Genomic DNA, 15,830 nt, shown 5'->3' with positions numbered 1-15,830 from the left:
TGGACCTGCCTACGCTGGGAGGGTCGGAAGGAGGGGTATGGACGAGGTCGACGAACTGCTCTCGATCCGGGCGGCTGAGCTCTACTACGAGGAGAACAAGACGCAGGACGAGATCGGCCAGGCGCTGCGGCTCACGCGGTGGAAGGTCGGGCGGCTGCTCGCGCAGGCGAAGCAGCGCGGGTTCATCCGCATCGAGATCCTGCACCCGCGCGCGCGACGCCTGCCGATCGAGCGGCGCCTGCGCGACGAGCGCGGGCTGGCCGATGCCATCGTCGTGTCCTCCGCCGGGGTCACCACCGCGGAAGAGCTGCAGGCCCGCACCGCGCAGGCGGCGGCCGACTACCTGACGGCCCTTCGCCCCGTGCCGCGCACGCTCGGCGTCAGCTGGGGCCGCACGCTGTTCGACCTCTCGCAGCACCTGCGCAACGGCTGGGCCACGGGCGTGAACGTCGTGCAGATCAACGGCGGCGTGAGCCTCAACCGGCGCCCGGGCACCGCGGCGGCCACGGCCGTCGGCATCGCGCAGAAGGGCGGCGGCAGCGCGACGCTGCTGCCGAGCCCGGCGATCCTCGAGCGCCTCGCGACCAAGCAGGCCATCGAGTCCGACCGCGTCGTCGCCGGAGTCATCGACCTGGCCCGTTCGGCCGACGCGTACCTGTTCAGCGCGGGCGCCGCCGACCACACCTCCGTCCATGTCGAGAGCGGGTACCTCGCGGCATCCGAGGTCGATCTCCTCGTCGAGAAGGGGGCCGTCGGCGACGTCGTCGGTCGCTATATCGACTCCGACGGCAACATCGTCGATCCCGCGCTCGATGCGCGCACGGTCGGCCTGACGCTCGACGAACTGCGCGCGGCGCCGCTGTCCATCGCGGTCATCTCGGGGCCGGCGAAGCATCCGGTCGCCGATGCGGTCGTCCGCAGCCGACTGTGCACCGTCCTCGTGACCGATGAGGCGACCGCACTCCACCTCCTCGACGGCTGACGCCGTCCTCCCGCACCACCACAACCGATCGGCAGGTCTCGACCATGGCAGGCACCTCTCTCGTCACCGCTCGCGAGCGTGCGCTCGCGGTGCTGGGCGGCGAACCCGACGACGCGACCCTGCGCCGCTACCTCCACGGCATCCCCGGGGTCGACGCGGTCGGGCTCGAGCAGCGGGCCGCAGGCCTCGGCACGCGCTCGATCAAGACCACGTCGAAGGCCTGGGCGCTCGACCGCATCATCTCGCTCATCGACCTCACGACGCTCGAGGGCGCCGACACGCCGGGCAAGGTCCGCTCGCTCGTCGGCAAGGCGCTGAACCCCGACCCCGGCGTACCGGGCACGCCCCGCGTGGCCGCGGTCTGCGTGTACGGCGACCTGGTCCCGGTCGCCGTCGACGCGCTCGGCGCGGCGCACGGCGACCCCGACGACGGCGCCGTCGCGGTCGCCGCGGTCGCGACCGCGTTCCCGAGCGGGCGCTCGTCGCTCGAGATCAAGCTCGCCGACACCGCCGAGGCGGTCGCCGCGGGTGCCGACGAGATCGACATGGTGATCGATCGCGGCGCGTTCCTCGCGGGCCGCTACGGCCTGGTCTTCGATCAGATCGCCGCCGTCAAAGAGGCGTGCCGTCGCGCCGACGGCACCAGCGCGAGCCTCAAGGTCATCCTCGAGACCGGCGAACTCGTCACCTACGACAACGTGCGCCGTGCGTCGTGGCTGTCCATCCTCGCGGGGGGCGACTTCATCAAGACGTCGACCGGCAAGGTGCAGCCCGCCGCGACGCTGCCCGTCACCCTGCTGATGCTCGAGGTCGTGCGCGACTGGCACCGGCTGACCGGCCAGCGCATCGGGGTGAAACCGGCCGGCGGCATCCGCACCTCGAAAGACGCGATCAAGTACCTCGTCACCGTCGCCGAGACGGTGGGCGAGGAGTGGCTGCAGCCGCACCTGTTCCGATTCGGCGCGTCGAGCCTGCTGAACGACGTGCTGCTGCAGCGCCAGAAGGCCGCGAGCGGGCACTACTCCGGCGCCGACTACGTGACGATCGATTGATCTCGATACGGCCCTGGCGGGCCCACTCGATCACCGAACCACCCACATCCGCAGATCATCGAACCGGAAGGTTCCTTCCATGAGCTTCCTCGAGTACGCACCAGCCCCCGAGTCGCGGTCGATCCTGTCGCTGCGCGACGACTACGGGCTGTTCATCGACGGCGCGTTCCGCGCGGGACGCGGCACACCCTTCCAGACCATCTCGCCCGCGAGCGAGGAGCGCATCGCCACCATCGCGAACGCGAACGCCGATGACGTCGACGACGCGGTCGCCGCCGCGCGACGGGCCTACGAGCGCACCTGGTCGCGGATGTCGGGCCGCGACCGCGGCAAGTACCTGTTCCGCATCGCGCGCCTCGTGCAGGAGCGGGCGCGTGAGCTGGCGGTCGCCGAGTCCCTCGACAACGGCAAGCCGATCAAGGAGTCGCGCGATGTCGACGTGCCGCTCGTCGCCGCCTGGTTCTTCTACTACGCCGGATGGGCCGACAAGCTCGACCACGCCGGCCTCGGGGCGAACCCCCGCGCGCTCGGCGTCGCCGCGCAGGTGATCCCCTGGAACTTCCCGCTGCTCATGCTCGCGTGGAAGATCGCCCCGGCCCTCGCCGCCGGCAACACCGTTGTGCTGAAGCCGGCCGAGACCACGTCGCTGACGGCGTTGCTGTTCGCCGAGATCGTGCAGCAGGCCGACCTCCCGCCCGGGGTCGTCAACATCATCACGGGTGCGGGCGACACGGGTGCCGCGCTCGTCGGTCACGAGGGTGTCGACAAGGTGGCCTTCACCGGGTCGACCGCCGTCGGCCGGCAGATCGCCAAGACCGTCGCCGGCACGTCGAAGAAGCTCACGCTCGAGCTCGGCGGCAAGGCCGCGAACATCGTCTTCGACGATGCGCCGATCGACCAGGCCGTCGAGGGCATCGTCAACGGCATCTTCTTCAACCAGGGCCACGTGTGCTGCGCCGGTTCGCGCCTCCTCGTCCAGGAGTCGATCCACGACGAGGTCGTCGACCGGCTGAAGCAGCGGCTCTCGACGCTCCGCCTCGGCGATCCGCTCGACAAGAACACCGACATCGGCGCGATCAACTCGCGTGAGCAGCTCGACCGCATCCGCGAGCTCTCCGACGTGGGCGTCGACGAGGGCGCCGAGCGCTGGACCGCGCCGTGCGAGATCCCCGAGAACGGCTTCTGGTACGCGCCGACGATCTTCACCGGCGTGCAGACCAGCCATCGCATCGCGCGCGAGGAGATCTTCGGCCCGGTGCTCTCGGTGCTGACCTTCCGCACGCCGCAGGAGGCGATCGCGAAGGCCAACAACACGCCGTACGGGCTGTCGGCCGGCATCTGGACCGACAAGGGCAGCCGCATCCTCGCGGTCGCCGACCAGCTGCGCGCGGGCGTCGTGTGGGCGAACACCTTCAACCGGTTCGACCCCGCCTCGCCGTTCGGCGGCTACAAGGAGTCGGGCTACGGTCGCGAGGGCGGTCGGCACGGCCTCGGCGCCTACCTGGCCCCTGCCTCGGTCGGCGGCGCGCAGCGCCGTATCGAGACCACGGATGCCACCCCCCGGGTCGAGTCCGCCCGACGAGCCCGCCCCGCGAAGAAGGGAGCCGCGAAGTGAGCCGCCTCGCCGTGCCCAAGACGTACAAGCTGTTCATCGGCGGCGCTTTCCCGCGCAGCGAGTCGGGTCGCACCTACGAGGTGCGCGGAGCCGACGGCGCCTTCCTCGCGAACGCCGCCAAGGCCTCCCGCAAGGACGCGCGCGACGCCGTCGTCGCCGCGCGCGGCGCGGTGGGCGGGTGGGCGGCCGCCACGGCGTACAACCGCGGCCAGGTGCTCTACCGGATCGCGGAGCTCCTGGAGGGGCGCCGCGCGCAGTTCATCGCCGAGATCGAGGAGGCCGAGGGCGCGACGCGCGCCGTGGCATCCGCACAGGTCGACGAGGCGATCGACCGCTGGGTCTGGTACGCCGGGTGGGCCGACAAGTTCGCGCAGGTCGCGGGCGGTGCCAACCCCGTCGCGGGGCCGTACTTCAACATCTCGGTGCCCGAGCCGACCGGCGTCGTCGCGATCGTCGCACCCCAGGACACCTCGCTGCTCGGGCTCGTGTCGACGGTCGCCCCGGCGCTCGTCGCCGGCAACGCGGTCGTCGTGGTCGCGAGCGAGCACCACCCGCTGTCGGCGATCAGCCTCGCCGAGGTGCTCGCGACCAGCGACGTGCCCAAGGGCGTCGTGAACGTGCTGACCGGTTCGCCGGCCGAGATCGCGCCGTGGCTCGCTGCGCACGCCGACGTCAACGCGCTCGACCTCGTCGGCGCGGGGGACCTCGACTGGGTCGATCTCGAGATCGCGGCCGCCGACACGCTCAAGCGCGTGCTGCGGCCCGAGCGGGGGCCGGATGCCGCAGCGCCCGCCCTCGATCGCATCGCGGCCTTCACCGAGACCAAGACGGTCTGGCACACGAAGAGCCTGCGGTAGCGGTGGCCGGCCGCAACGGCGCGTCCGACGAGCGGGGCCGGCTGGCCGCCGATCCGTTCGACTACCGGGTGACGAAGCAGGGCGGGGTCATCGTGTCGCGCGGCGGCCGGCCGGTGATGACCGTCGGCGGCCGGGATGCCGCACGGCTCATCGCGGCATTGCAGGCCGCCGACGACGAGCACGCGCAGCATCTGCTCGCGCGGGCGAGCGGCAACTACCGGCGCGGCACGGAGCGGGGATCGACCGCTGCGGTACCCCCCGAAAGTAGGTAACGAAACGGTAACGGGCTGTGCTAGCGTGACGGTCACCTTCCGTGCAATGGCGCACGGCGGTGGAAAGGCCCGAACCCGTGATCCACGCCCCCCGCGCGGTCATCCGACGCTCCCTGCTCGTCATCCTGGCCGCCGCGCTCGCGAGCGGGCTCATCGCGGCCCAGGTGCCTCCGAAGCTCATCGCGCGCGACGTGTTCGGCGCGGTGCGCGCACCCGGTGAACCCGCCGCGACGATCGGCCATCGCGGCGATCGCGCCGACGCCCCCGAGAACACCATGGCCTCGCTCGAACTCGCGATGGACGAGTTGGCCTACGTCGAGACCGACGTCAGGCTCACCCGCGACGGCGTGCCCGTGCTGTTCCACGACGTGACGCTCGAGCGCATCGCCGGCGTCGACGCCCGCATCGAGGATCTCGACCTCGAGGAGGTGCGGGCTCTCGATGTCGGGGCCTGGTACGGCGAGGAGTTCGAGGGCATGCGCGTGCCGACGTTCGACGAGTTCCTGGCTGCACTCGCCGAACGCGACGGGGCGCGTGCGCTCGTCGAGCTCAAGGCCGACTGGAGCGCGGCCGAGGTTCGAACGGTGATCGGCCTCGTCGAGCGGCACAACCTGCGGGGCCGCATCGTGCTGCAGAGCTTCAGCGTCGAGACCCTGCTCGCGGTCCGCGCCACCTCGCCGAGCACGCCGCGCATCATGCTCACTCGCGAACTGCCCGCCGATCCGCGGTGGCTCGCCGAACAGCTCGGCGTCATCGGCTTCGGCACGACGGCCGCCTCGGTGCGCAAGGCGCCCGGAGCCGTGGAGCTCGCGCACGCCGCGGGCATCGCGGTGCTCTGCTACACCCTCAACTCCGACGACGACTGGGCCGCGGTGAGCGCCCTCGGCGTCGACGGCATCATCACCGATGAGCCGAGCGAACTCGACGCCTGGCTCGCGGTGACCGCGCCCGGCACCTGATCGCGCGGCACGTGAACGCCCGGCAGTCGAGCGCGAGCGGAGGCCCTCAGCTGCGGTTGTTCGACAACTCGAAGATCCGCACGAGCTCGGCCACCGCCGCGTCGCGCTCCTCGCCGCCGGCCTCGTACTGGTGGCTGACGTGGGTGCGCAGGTGGTTCTCGACGAGGAGCTTGTTGAGCGAGGCGAGCGATTTCTGCACGGCGAGCGACAGCGTGATGATGTCGACGCAGTAGTCCTCGTTCTCGATCATCTTCTCGATGCCGCGCAGCTGGCCCTCGATGATCTTCGTGCGGTGCAGGGCGCGCTTCTTGATGTCCTCGATCACTCCCTCAGGATACCCCGTCGAAGCTGTACCCCGGGAGGGTACTCGATGCACGGTTCAGTCGGCGTCCGCGGCCGCCGTGCCCGGATCGTCGCCGAGGTCGACCCGGCGTTCGGCGTCGAGGCCGTCGACCTCGTCGTCGAGGTCGTCGTCGAGTGGCCGTTCGTCGTCGTTCGGAGCCGGTTCGACCTCGTCGAACTCGGTGTCCTGGGCGACCGTGAAGTCGTGATCATCGGGCGAGACGCCTGCGCCCGCCCCCGCGAGTCCGTCCATGCGACCATCGTAGGCCGCTTCCGGCTAGAATGGTCGGGCGCCGACGAATCCGATCACGGCCCGACGGCGCGGGCTCCGCCCGCGTCCTGCTCGGCTAGCTGGATCCGGCAGCCCGGGTTCGCGCACCGCACGGCTCGTCGCACGACGAGTCGGGGGAGCGGGCTCGATCCCGAATCGCTTCGGCATCGAGGGTCAGGCGCGTACGGATGACCCCCACGACCGGGAGGACCCCCTTTGGCTCAGACGCAGGCCCAGACGCGATCGAGGCAGCGTTCGCGCTCGCGTGACGACGATGCGCCCATCATCCCGATCCTCGCCCGCAAGGTGCGCGAGGTCGAGCAGAAGGCCCAGAAGAACAAGCTGGGCCCGACGAACCGCACCAAGTTCCAGGTGATCGCGCTGCTGATGCGCGAGGAGCGCGCCCGCGTGAAGGCCGACACCGAGATCGGCGACGCCGCCCGCGCCGAACTGTTGAAGCGCCTCGACGGCATCGCGCAGATCCTCGCCAAGACCGCCGCGCGCGACACCAGCCTGATCGCACTGCTCGAGCCCGATGCATCCGTGGGCCAGGTCGCGCAGCGGTTCCGTCGCGACTGGCTCATCGAGTCGGGTGCCGAGCTCAGCCCCGACGAGCTGATCATCACACGCGACCCCGAGCCCGTCGCGCCGTTGGCCGAGAACCAGGTCGTGCCGGCCTCGGTTCGTTCGTTCCAGCTCGCCAATCCCTTCCTCCCGCCCGACTTCTCGAAGGTGCAGGCGCCGGTGGTCCCCGTGCGCCGACTCGCGAACTGGGAGCTGCTCGGCCCCCTGTTCAAGTCGTTCGAGCAGGGCGCAGGCGGGCGCGCGGCGAGCATGGAGCTGCCCGAGGCGCCCGCGGTCGACCGGCTCGCCCCGCGCGGGCTCGAGCTGATGAAGCACCAGGCCCGCTTCATCGAGGCGGCACGACTCGGCCACCGCACGTTCCTGCTCGCCGACGAGCCGGGCCTCGGCAAGACCGCCCAGTCGGTGCTCGCGGCATCCGTCGCCGGTGCCTACCCGCTGCTCGCGGTGGTGCCCAACGTCGTCAAGATGAACTGGGCGCGCGAGGTCGAGCGCTGGACCCCGCACCGCCGCGCGACCGTGATCCACGGCGACGGCGACACGCTCGACGCGTTCGCCGATGTCGTGGTCGTCAATTACGACGTGCTCGACCGCCACATGTCGTGGCTGTCGACGATGGGCTTCCGCGGCATGGTGGTCGACGAGGCGCACTTCATCAAGAACCTCTCGTCGCAGCGCTCGCGCAACGTGCTCGCGCTCGCCGATCGCATCCGTCGAAACGCGCCCGGCGGAGACCCCCTGCTGCTCGCCCTCACCGGCACGCCGCTGATCAACGACGTCGACGACTTCCGGGCGATCTGGCAGTTCCTCGGCTGGATCGACGGCGACAGGCCGTCGCCCGAGCTGCTCGCCCGGCTCGAGGAGACCGGGCTCACGCCTGCCGACCACGGCTTCTACGCCGAGGCTCGCCAGACGGTCATCGACCTCGGCATCGTGCGCCGCCGCAAGGTCGACGTCGCGGCCGACCTGCCCGCCAAGCGCATCGCCGACCTGCCGGTCGAGCTCGACGACGACCTCGGCCGCTCCGTTCGGGCGGCGGAGCGCGAGCTCGGCGCCCGGCTCTCCAGCCGATTCCGCGCACTCGTCGAAGCGCGCGGCCTTCGCGTGGGCGACCTCGACGAGGACCTGCGCGAGCAGTACATCCGCGCGGTCGCGCACGCCGAGCTCGAGGAGTCCAAGTCCGCGAAGTCGGGCGAGAACGTCTTCACCATGGTGCGCCGCATCGGCCAGGCGAAGGCCGGCCTCGCGGCCGACTACGCCGCGCAGCTCGCGCGCTCGGCCGGCAAGGTCGTCTTCTTCGCCAAGCACATCGACGTCATGGACCAGGCGGAGGCGGCGTTCGCGTCGCGCGAGCTGAAGTCCGTGTCGCTGCGCGGCGACCAGACCGCCCTCGCGCGCCAGGCCGCGATCGACGCGTTCAACACCGACCCCGACGTGCACGTCGCCGTCTGCTCGCTCACCGCCGCGGGCGTCGGCGTGAACCTCCAGGCGGCGTCGAACGTCGTGCTCGCCGAGCTGAGCTGGACGAGCGCCGAGCAGACCCAGGCGATCGACCGCGTGCACCGCATCGGTCAGGACGAGCCGGTCACGGCATGGCGCATCATCGCGGCCCACACCATCGACGCGCGCATCGCCGAGCTCATCGACGCGAAACAGGGGCTCGCGGCTCGCGCGCTCGACGGCAGCGACGTCGAACCGGGCTCCGCCGACTCCGTGCAGCTCGATGCGCTGGTGCACCTGCTGCGGTCGGCGCTCGACGGAGCGCTGTAGCCCGCACGACGCGCCGGCCGACCGAGTCCAGCTAGACTGCCGCTCGTCCGGCCTCGAGGATGCGGCCCAGGCGATCGTGTCCCCACACCCGAGGAGCTACACCAGGCATGAAGATCGGCATTCTCACGAGCGGCGGCGACTGCCCCGGCCTCAACGCCGTCATCCGCGGCGCCGTGCTGAACGGCGTCATCACGCACGACACCGAATTCGTCGGGTTCCGCAACGGCTGGCGGGGCGTCGTCGAGCGCGACATCGTGCCGATCACGCGCCACGACGTGCGCGGCCTCGCGAAGACCGGTGGCACGATCCTCGGCTCGAGCCGCACCAACCCGTTCGAGGGCGAGGGCGGCGGGCCCGAGAACATCCAGCGCATGCTCGACGCCGAGGGCATCGACGCGATCGTCGCGATCGGCGGCGAGGGCACGCTCACGGCGGCCCGCCGGCTCCACGACGAGGGCGGCATCAACGTCGTCGGCGTGCCGAAGACGATCGACAACGACCTCGCGGCCACCGACTACTCCTTCGGCTTCGACACCGCGGTGCAGATCGCGACCGAGGCCATCGACCGGCTCCGCACGACCGCCGACTCGCACGGCCGCTGCATGGTGCTCGAGGTCATGGGCCGCCACGTCGGGTGGATCGCCCTGCACTCGGGCATGGCCGGCGGCGCCCACGCGATCCTGATCCCCGAGCAGCCGCAGTCGATCGAGCAGATCTGCGAGTGGGTCGAGTCGGTGCGTTCGCGGGGCCGCGCGCCGCTCGTCGTCGTCGCCGAGGGCTTCACGCTGCCCGACATGGACGAGGCGCACTCGCACAAGGGCCTCGACGCCTTCAACCGCCCCCGCCTCGGCGGCATCGCCGATGTGCTGGCGCCCATGATCGAGGCGCGCACGGGCATCGAGTCGCGCGCGACCGTGTTGGGGCACATCCAGCGCGGTGGCGAGCCCACCGCATACGACCGGGTGCTCGCGACGCGGCTCGGCATGGCCGTCGTCGACGCGGTGTACGAGCGCGCGTGGGGCTCGATGGTCACGCTGCGCGGCACCGACATCCAGACCGTCGCGATCGCCGACGCCGTGCACAGCCTGAACCGCGTGCCGCAGTCACGGTACGACGAGGCGAAGATCCTGTTCGGCTGAACCCCGTCGAATCGCCGGTCGATCGGATGCCGCTTCCCACGCCGCCCGCCCTGCCGCAGGTCTGCGTCTGCTACCTGCTTCGCGAGCGCGACGGACGCGTCGAGGTGCTGCTCGGCCGCAAGAAGCACGGCCTCGGCGCAGGCTACTTCGTCGCCCCCGGCGGGAAGCTCGAACCCGGGGAGTCCGCGGTCGAGGCCGTCGTTCGCGAGGTCCGGGAGGAGTCGGGCCTCGAGATCGAGGCATCCGATCTCGAGGCGCGTGGCGTGATCACGTACCTGTTCCCGCACCGGGAGGCCTGGACGCAGCAGTCGTCGGTCTTCGTGTGCCGGACCTGGCGCGGCGAACCGGTGCCGAGCGACGAACTCGATCCCGAGTGGCATCCGGTCGACGAGGTGCCGCTCGACCAGATGTGGGACGACGCGAGACGCTGGCTGCCCGGCGTCCTCGCCGGCGGCTCCGTCTCGCGCACGTTCGCATTCGGCGCCGACCTCGCGACGGTGGTGGGCGAATCCCGTGGTGGATGACCGCGCCTGACCTCACGTAAGATCGACGAGGCTACGGGCCGCAGCGATTCCGCAACACTCACCGCATGAACATCCGGTGAACTCAACCCAGAGAAAGACGCCGGTGGATCTCACCCTCATCGTCGTGCTGGTCATCGCACTGGCGCTCTTCTTCGACTTCACGAACGGTTTCCACGACACCGCGAACGCGATGGCGACGCCGATCGCCACCGGCGCGCTGCGCCCGAAGGTCGCGGTGGCGCTCGCCGCGGTGCTGAACCTCGTCGGCGCGTTCCTGTCGACCGAGGTCGCGAAGACGATCTCCGGCGGCATCATCAAGGAGGGCGACGACGGCGTGCTGATCACGCCCGAGTTGATCTTCGCGGGCCTCATCGGCGCGATCGTGTGGAACATGGTCACCTGGCTCTTCGGCCTGCCGTCCTCGTCCAGTCACGCGCTCTTCGGCGGCCTGATCGGAGCGGCCCTCGTCGGATTCGGGCTGCAGGCGATCGACTTCAGCGTCGTGTTGTCGAAGGTCGTGCTGCCCGCGATCCTCGCCCCGCTGACCGCGGGCCTCGTCGCCTACACGGCCACCAAACTCGCCTACGCGATCACGCGCCGCTACGACGGCAAGCCCGACGGCCGCGACGGGTTCCGGCACGCGCAGATCTTCTCGAGTTCGCTGGTCGCGCTCGCGCACGGCACGAACGACGCGCAGAAGACCATGGGCGTCATCACGCTCACGCTGATCTCGGTCGGGTTGCAGCCCGCGGGCAGCGGTCCCGAGTTCTGGGTCGTCGTGGTCTGCGCCGTCGCGATCGCGCTCGGCACCTACATGGGCGGCTGGCGCATCATCAAGACGCTCGGCACCGGCCTGACCGACGTGAAGCCCGCCCAGGGCTTCGCGGCCGAGACCTCGACGGCGGCCACGATCCTCGCCTCGAGCCACCTCGGCTTCGCCCTCTCGACCACGCAGGTCGCGTCGGGATCGGTCATCGGCTCGGGCCTCGGCCGGCGCGGCTCGAAGGTGCGGTGGCGCACGGCCGGCCGGATCGGCATCGGCTGGCTGCTCACGCTGCCGGCCGCGGGCGCGGTCGGGGCGCTCGCGGCGCTCGTCGCGCACCTCGGCGTGATCGGCGTGATCATCGACGCCGTCGTCGGCGTCGTCGTGATCGTCGGCATCTTCCTCGCGTCGCGGCGCAACGAGGTCTCGGCCGGCAACGTCGTGAGCGAGGTCGCCGCGTCGGGCCGGGCCGTGAAGATCAAGCGGAACCCCAAGCCGAAGAAGAAGGTCAAGGCGTGATCGACTGGCTCGCATTCGTCGTCGTGCTGTTCGCGGCGCTCGCCGGCTCCTGCATCGTCGTGAGCGCCTACTCCGTGGGCATCCGCCTGCTGACGGTCTCGGGGCGCACCCCCGTGGTGACGCCGGCGGAGTTCACCGACGCGATCACCGTCATCTCGCCCGCCGAGGCCAAGGCCGCGGCCAAGCGCGCGGCGAAGGCCGCGAAGAAGAGCCCACTGACCGAGGGGCAGAAGCGCGTCGCCTTCGTCGGCGCCTGCGCGTGCTTCGCGGTCTCCGGCGCGGCGGTGCTCGTGGGCATCTACCTCATCGTCCCGGCGCTGCACGCGCTCGGCTGACACGCACCACCGTCGCCGGCAGCGTCCACGCGAATCCCGCCCCGCACGCCGCCGCCGCCCCGCTACCGTTGAACCGCATCGCAGCACCGCACCGCAGCACCGCACCGCACCGCACCGCAGCGCAGCGCACCACCTCCGCACCGCAGCACCGCCGACCCGTCCGCCCTCGGAACAAGGAGCCGACCGAGCATGACCGACGCCACCCCGACCTCCAGCCCCGCATCGACCGCGACCGACCCGACCCCGCCGGAGGGCGGCGGGTTCCGCGCCCGCGTCGACCGGTTCTTCGAGATCACGGCCCGCGGTTCATCCGTGGGCGCCGAGGTGCGCGGCGGCCTCGTGACCTTCGTCACGATGGCCTACATCGTGATCCTCAACCCGATCATCCTGTCGTCGGGCGTCGACGTCGACGGCGACCAGCTCGGCTTCCTCCAGTTGACTGCCGTGACGGCGCTGACCGCGGGCGTCATGACGATCCTCTTCGGCCTCGTCGCCCGACTGCCCTTCGGCTTCGCGGCCGGGCTCGGCATCAACTCGTTCCTCGCCGTCTCGGTCGTCGGCCAGGTCACCTGGCCCGAGGCCATGGGTCTCGTCGTCATCAACGGCCTCATCATCGTGCTGCTCGCGGCCACCGGCCTACGGCGGATGATCTTCGACGCCGTTCCCATCCAGCTCAAGCTCGCCATCACGGTCGGCATCGGCCTGTTCATCGCGTTCATCGGGTTCGTCGACGCCGGCTTCGTGACCGCGACCGGCGCCTCGTCGCCGCCCGTCGGCCTCGGCGTCGACGGCTCGGTGGGCACCGTACCCACCCTGATCTTCGTGTTCACGCTCCTGCTCACGGGCGTGCTCGTCGCGCGCAAGGTGAAGGGCGGCATCCTGATCGGCCTCGTCTCGGGCACCGTGCTCGCGGTCATCGTGGAGGCGATCTGGAACCTCGGCCCGAAGATCTCGGGCGACGAGGTCAACCCGGGCGGCTGGGGACTCTCGGTGCCCGAGCTCCCCGCGCAGTGGGTCAGCCTCCCCGACCTCTCGCTCGTCGGCCAGATCTCGTTCGGCTCGTTCGAGCGCATCGGCGTCCTGGCCGCACTCATGCTGGTCTTCACGCTGGTCTTCACGAACTTCTTCGACGCGATGGGCACCATGACGGGCCTTTCGAAGGAGGCCGGACTCGCCGACGAGAAGGGCGACTTCCCGCGCATCAAGTCGGCGCTCGTGGTCGAGGGCTTCGGCGCGGTCGCGGGCGGATTCAGCTCGGCCTCCTCGAACACCGTCTTCATCGAGTCGGGCGCGGGCATCGGCGAGGGCGCGCGAACGGGCCTCGCCAACCTGGTCACGGGCGCGCTCTTCCTCGTCGCCATGTTCTTCACCCCGCTCGTGTCGATCGTGCCGACCGAGGTCGCCGCGGCTGCGCTGGTCATCGTCGGCGCCCTCATGATGGCGCAGATCCGGCACATCGACTTCTCCGACTTCTCGGTGCTGCTGCCGGTGTTCCTCGCGGTGACGGTCATGCCGCTGACCTACTCCATCGCGAACGGCATCGGCGCGGGCTTCATCGCGTGGGTCGTCGTGCGGTCGCTGTCGGGCAAGGCCAAGCAGATCAGCCCGCTGCTGTGGGTCGTCGCGGCCGGGTTCCTGCTCTACTTCGCCCGGGGGCCGGTGGAGCAGCTCTTCGCGGGCTGACCCGCGATGAGACGGGGGGATACCCCCATGTCGCCGGCGATGGTGCGCTCGTAGCGTGGAAGCATCATCCACGAAAGGGAGTACCGGATCATGACCACCGCAACCGACACCTCGACGCCGGCACCGTTCACCGAGCCGGCGCCGTTCACCGGGCCGGGCGCCCAGCCGAACGGGCCTGCTGGGGCGGTGCGTCCCTCGGAGACCAACGGCTTCAGCATCGCGAGCCTCGTGCTCGGGCTCGTCTCGATCCTCGCCGGCTTCACGGTCTTCGTGCCCGTCGGCGGCCTCGTGCTCGGCATCATGGCCCTGCGTCGCGAACCCGCCTCGCGGACGATGGCGATCTGGGGCATCGTGCTCAACTCGCTCATGCTCGCGGGCGCGGTGATCGCCGTCCTGGCCACGGTCGTCTTCGGCCTGGCGTTCCTGCCCTTCGCCTTCCTCTGAGTCGCGACGGGCGGCCGGGCCGAGGCCCGACCGACCCGACGGCGACCTGACGGCCCGCCCGCTCCGATTCGCTCGGAGCGGGCGGGCCGTCGCTCGTGCGGGCGAGTAGGCTCGGAGGTGCGGGCGGGGCGATCCCCGCGCCCGTGCACCGATCCGCCGCGCACCATCCCGTGCGGCCCGAGGCAATGGAGCCAACCGTGTCGATCCAGACCGCCCACACCCAGTTCGAGCGACGCCTGGAGGCGAGCATGCACGAGCCGAGGCCCGACGTGGCGACTCGCACCGAAACGGATTCGCTGGGCAGCGTCGAGGTACCCGCCGACGCCTACTGGGGCGTGCACACCATGCGGGCGCTCGAGAACTTCCCGATCTCGAAGCGGCCCATCTCCGTCTACCCCGAACTCGTCGTCGCGCTCGCGCAGGTGAAGCAGGCCGCGGCACGCGCCAACCGCGAGGTCGGCGTCCTCGACGCGAAGAAGCAGGCGTGGATCGACGAGGCCTGCCAGCGCATCATCGACGGCGAACTGCACGACCAGTTCGTGGTCGGCGTCATTCAGGGCGGCGCGGGCACGTCCACGAACATGAACGCCAACGAGGTCATCACGAACCTCGCGCTCGAGATCGCCGGGTATGCCAAGGCGCGCTACGACGTGCTGCATCCGATCGACGACGTGAACCGCAGCCAGTCGACCAACGACACGTACCCGACCGCGCTGAAGCTCGCGATGACGGCGTCGCTGACGACCATGCTCGCCGAGCTCGACCTCCTGCGCATCTCGTTCGCGCGCAAGGGTCGCGAGTTCCACGGGGTCCTGAAGGTCGGCCGCACGCAGCTCCAAGACGCGGTGCCGATGACGCTCGGCCAGGAGTTCCACGGGTTCGCGACCACCCTCGGCGAAGACCTCGCGCGCCTGCGCGAGACGATCAAGCTCCTCTCCGAGGTGAACCTCGGCGCGACGGCGATCGGCACGGGCATCACCGCCGACCCGGGCTACGCGGCATCCGCGATCCGCCATCTCAGCGAGATCACGGGGCAGCGGCTCGAAGCCGCGCCCGACCTGATCGAGGCGACGAGCGATACGGGCGTGTTCATGACGTTCTCGAGCGCCCTCAAGCGCAGCGCGATCAAGCTCTCGAAGATCTGCAACGACCTGCGGCTGCTCTCATCGGGTCCGCAGGCGGGCTTCGGCGAGATCAACCTGCCGCCCAAGCAGGCGGGCTCCTCGATCATGCCGGGCAAGGTGAACCCGGTCATCCCCGAGGCGGTCAGCCAGGTCGCGTACGCGGTCGCGGGGGCCGACCTCACGGTGACGATGGCCGCCGAGAGCGGCCAGCTCCAGCTGAACGCCTTCGAGCCGGTGATCGCGCACTCGCTCATGCAGTCGATCCTGTGGATGCGCCAGGCCTGCTGGACCCTGCGCGTCAACTGCGTCGACGGCATCACGGCGAACACCGAGCGGCTCGACCTCATGGTCGGCTCGAGCGTCGGCGTGATCACCGCGCTCATCCCGTTCATCGGCTACGCCGACGCCGCGAAGCTCGCCAAGGCCGCGCTCGCGACCGGGCGGCCGGTCGCCGACCTCGTGGTCGAAGCCGGGCTGATGACGCGTGCCGACGTCGAGCGGCAGCTGGTGCCCGAGCGGCTCTCGGGCGTGCGGCCGATCACGCAGGCCATTCCGATCGCCGACCTGCAGGCCGAGCCGCACGAGTGAGCTCGCCCG

The 15,830-nt window shown here is 70.8% G+C and carries 16 protein-coding genes; 14 read left to right on the top strand and 2 right to left on the bottom strand.

Going from position 1 to position 15,830, the window contains the following annotated elements; all coding sequences use genetic code 11:
* Positions 1-37: 37 nt before the first annotated feature.
* The 6 genes from GE115_RS16310 (at position 38) to GE115_RS16285 (ending at position 5,737) form a co-directional block, all read left to right on the top strand.
* Positions 38-982 carry a sugar-binding transcriptional regulator gene (locus GE115_RS16310; protein WP_153685820.1) on the top strand — a complete coding sequence of 315 codons (945 nt, stop codon included), beginning with the start codon at positions 38-40 and terminating at the stop codon, positions 980-982.
* 44 nt (positions 983-1,026) lie between these two features.
* Positions 1,027-2,034 (top strand): deoxyribose-phosphate aldolase, encoded by a 1,008-nt coding sequence (gene deoC / locus GE115_RS16305; protein ID WP_153685819.1) that lies wholly within the window; start codon positions 1,027-1,029, stop codon positions 2,032-2,034.
* A gap of 79 nt (positions 2,035-2,113) precedes the next feature.
* The gene (locus GE115_RS16300) at positions 2,114-3,649 is read left to right on the top strand and encodes an aldehyde dehydrogenase family protein (protein WP_153685818.1); all 1,536 of its coding nucleotides are present in this window, start codon (positions 2,114-2,116) and stop codon (positions 3,647-3,649) included.
* Positions 3,646-4,506, top strand: a complete 861-nt coding sequence (locus GE115_RS16295) for an aldehyde dehydrogenase family protein (RefSeq protein WP_312855274.1) — start codon at positions 3,646-3,648, stop codon at positions 4,504-4,506. The genes GE115_RS16300 and GE115_RS16295 overlap by 4 nt, the downstream gene beginning before the upstream one ends.
* Positions 4,507-4,508: 2 nt before the next feature.
* Positions 4,509-4,778 carry a hypothetical protein gene (locus GE115_RS16290; protein ID WP_312855273.1) on the top strand — a complete coding sequence of 90 codons (270 nt, stop codon included), beginning with the start codon at positions 4,509-4,511 and terminating at the stop codon, positions 4,776-4,778.
* A gap of 77 nt (positions 4,779-4,855) precedes the next feature.
* Positions 4,856-5,737: a glycerophosphodiester phosphodiesterase gene (locus tag GE115_RS16285; protein WP_153685817.1), complete on the top strand. Its 882-nt coding sequence runs from the start codon at positions 4,856-4,858 to the stop codon at positions 5,735-5,737.
* Between the two features lie 46 nt (positions 5,738-5,783).
* Here GE115_RS16285 and GE115_RS16280 read toward each other — a convergent pair whose 3' ends face one another.
* Together GE115_RS16280 and GE115_RS16275 are read right to left on the bottom strand one after the other, a co-directional pair.
* Positions 5,784-6,062 (bottom strand): metal-sensitive transcriptional regulator, encoded by a 279-nt coding sequence (locus GE115_RS16280; RefSeq protein ID WP_312855272.1) that lies wholly within the window; start codon positions 6,060-6,062, stop codon positions 5,784-5,786.
* A 54-nt stretch (positions 6,063-6,116) separates the two neighbouring features.
* Positions 6,117-6,332, bottom strand: a complete 216-nt coding sequence (locus GE115_RS16275) for a hypothetical protein (RefSeq protein WP_153685816.1) — start codon at positions 6,330-6,332, stop codon at positions 6,117-6,119.
* A 234-nt stretch (positions 6,333-6,566) separates the two neighbouring features.
* On the opposite strand from GE115_RS16275, the gene GE115_RS16270 reads away from it, so the two are divergent.
* The 8 genes from GE115_RS16270 to GE115_RS16235 all read left to right on the top strand — a co-directional run bounded on the left by GE115_RS16270 (position 6,567) and on the right by GE115_RS16235 (position 15,821).
* Complete coding sequence (locus GE115_RS16270) at positions 6,567-8,702, top strand: DEAD/DEAH box helicase (protein ID WP_153685815.1); 2,136 nt, start codon at positions 6,567-6,569, stop codon at positions 8,700-8,702.
* A gap of 107 nt (positions 8,703-8,809) precedes the next feature.
* Positions 8,810-9,841 carry a 6-phosphofructokinase gene (locus GE115_RS16265; protein ID WP_153685814.1) on the top strand — a complete coding sequence of 344 codons (1,032 nt, stop codon included), beginning with the start codon at positions 8,810-8,812 and terminating at the stop codon, positions 9,839-9,841.
* A 26-nt stretch (positions 9,842-9,867) separates the two neighbouring features.
* Positions 9,868-10,365: an 8-oxo-dGTP diphosphatase gene (locus GE115_RS16260; protein WP_153685813.1), complete on the top strand. Its 498-nt coding sequence runs from the start codon at positions 9,868-9,870 to the stop codon at positions 10,363-10,365.
* A 103-nt stretch (positions 10,366-10,468) separates the two neighbouring features.
* Positions 10,469-11,647 (top strand): inorganic phosphate transporter, encoded by a 1,179-nt coding sequence (locus GE115_RS16255; RefSeq protein WP_312855271.1) that lies wholly within the window; start codon positions 10,469-10,471, stop codon positions 11,645-11,647.
* Positions 11,644-11,982: a peptidase gene (locus tag GE115_RS16250; protein ID WP_312855270.1), complete on the top strand. Its 339-nt coding sequence runs from the start codon at positions 11,644-11,646 to the stop codon at positions 11,980-11,982. The genes GE115_RS16255 and GE115_RS16250 overlap by 4 nt, the downstream gene beginning before the upstream one ends.
* Positions 11,983-12,171: 189 nt before the next feature.
* Positions 12,172-13,665: an NCS2 family permease gene (locus tag GE115_RS16245; RefSeq protein WP_153685812.1), complete on the top strand. Its 1,494-nt coding sequence runs from the start codon at positions 12,172-12,174 to the stop codon at positions 13,663-13,665.
* 90 nt (positions 13,666-13,755) lie between these two features.
* Positions 13,756-14,109, top strand: a complete 354-nt coding sequence (locus GE115_RS16240) for a DUF4190 domain-containing protein (protein WP_216648853.1) — start codon at positions 13,756-13,758, stop codon at positions 14,107-14,109.
* Between the two features lie 248 nt (positions 14,110-14,357).
* A complete protein-coding gene (locus tag GE115_RS16235; RefSeq protein ID WP_153685839.1) occupies positions 14,358-15,821 on the top strand; it encodes an aspartate ammonia-lyase in 1,464 nt (487 codons plus the stop codon).
* The last annotated feature ends 9 nt before the right edge of the window (positions 15,822-15,830 follow it).

This window comes from Agromyces agglutinans, from assembly GCF_009647605.1.
Taxonomy (GTDB): domain Bacteria; phylum Actinomycetota; class Actinomycetes; order Actinomycetales; family Microbacteriaceae; genus Agromyces; species Agromyces agglutinans.
Note: the sequence above shows the minus strand (reverse complement) of the source record. Positions and strands in the feature narration are given on the sequence as shown.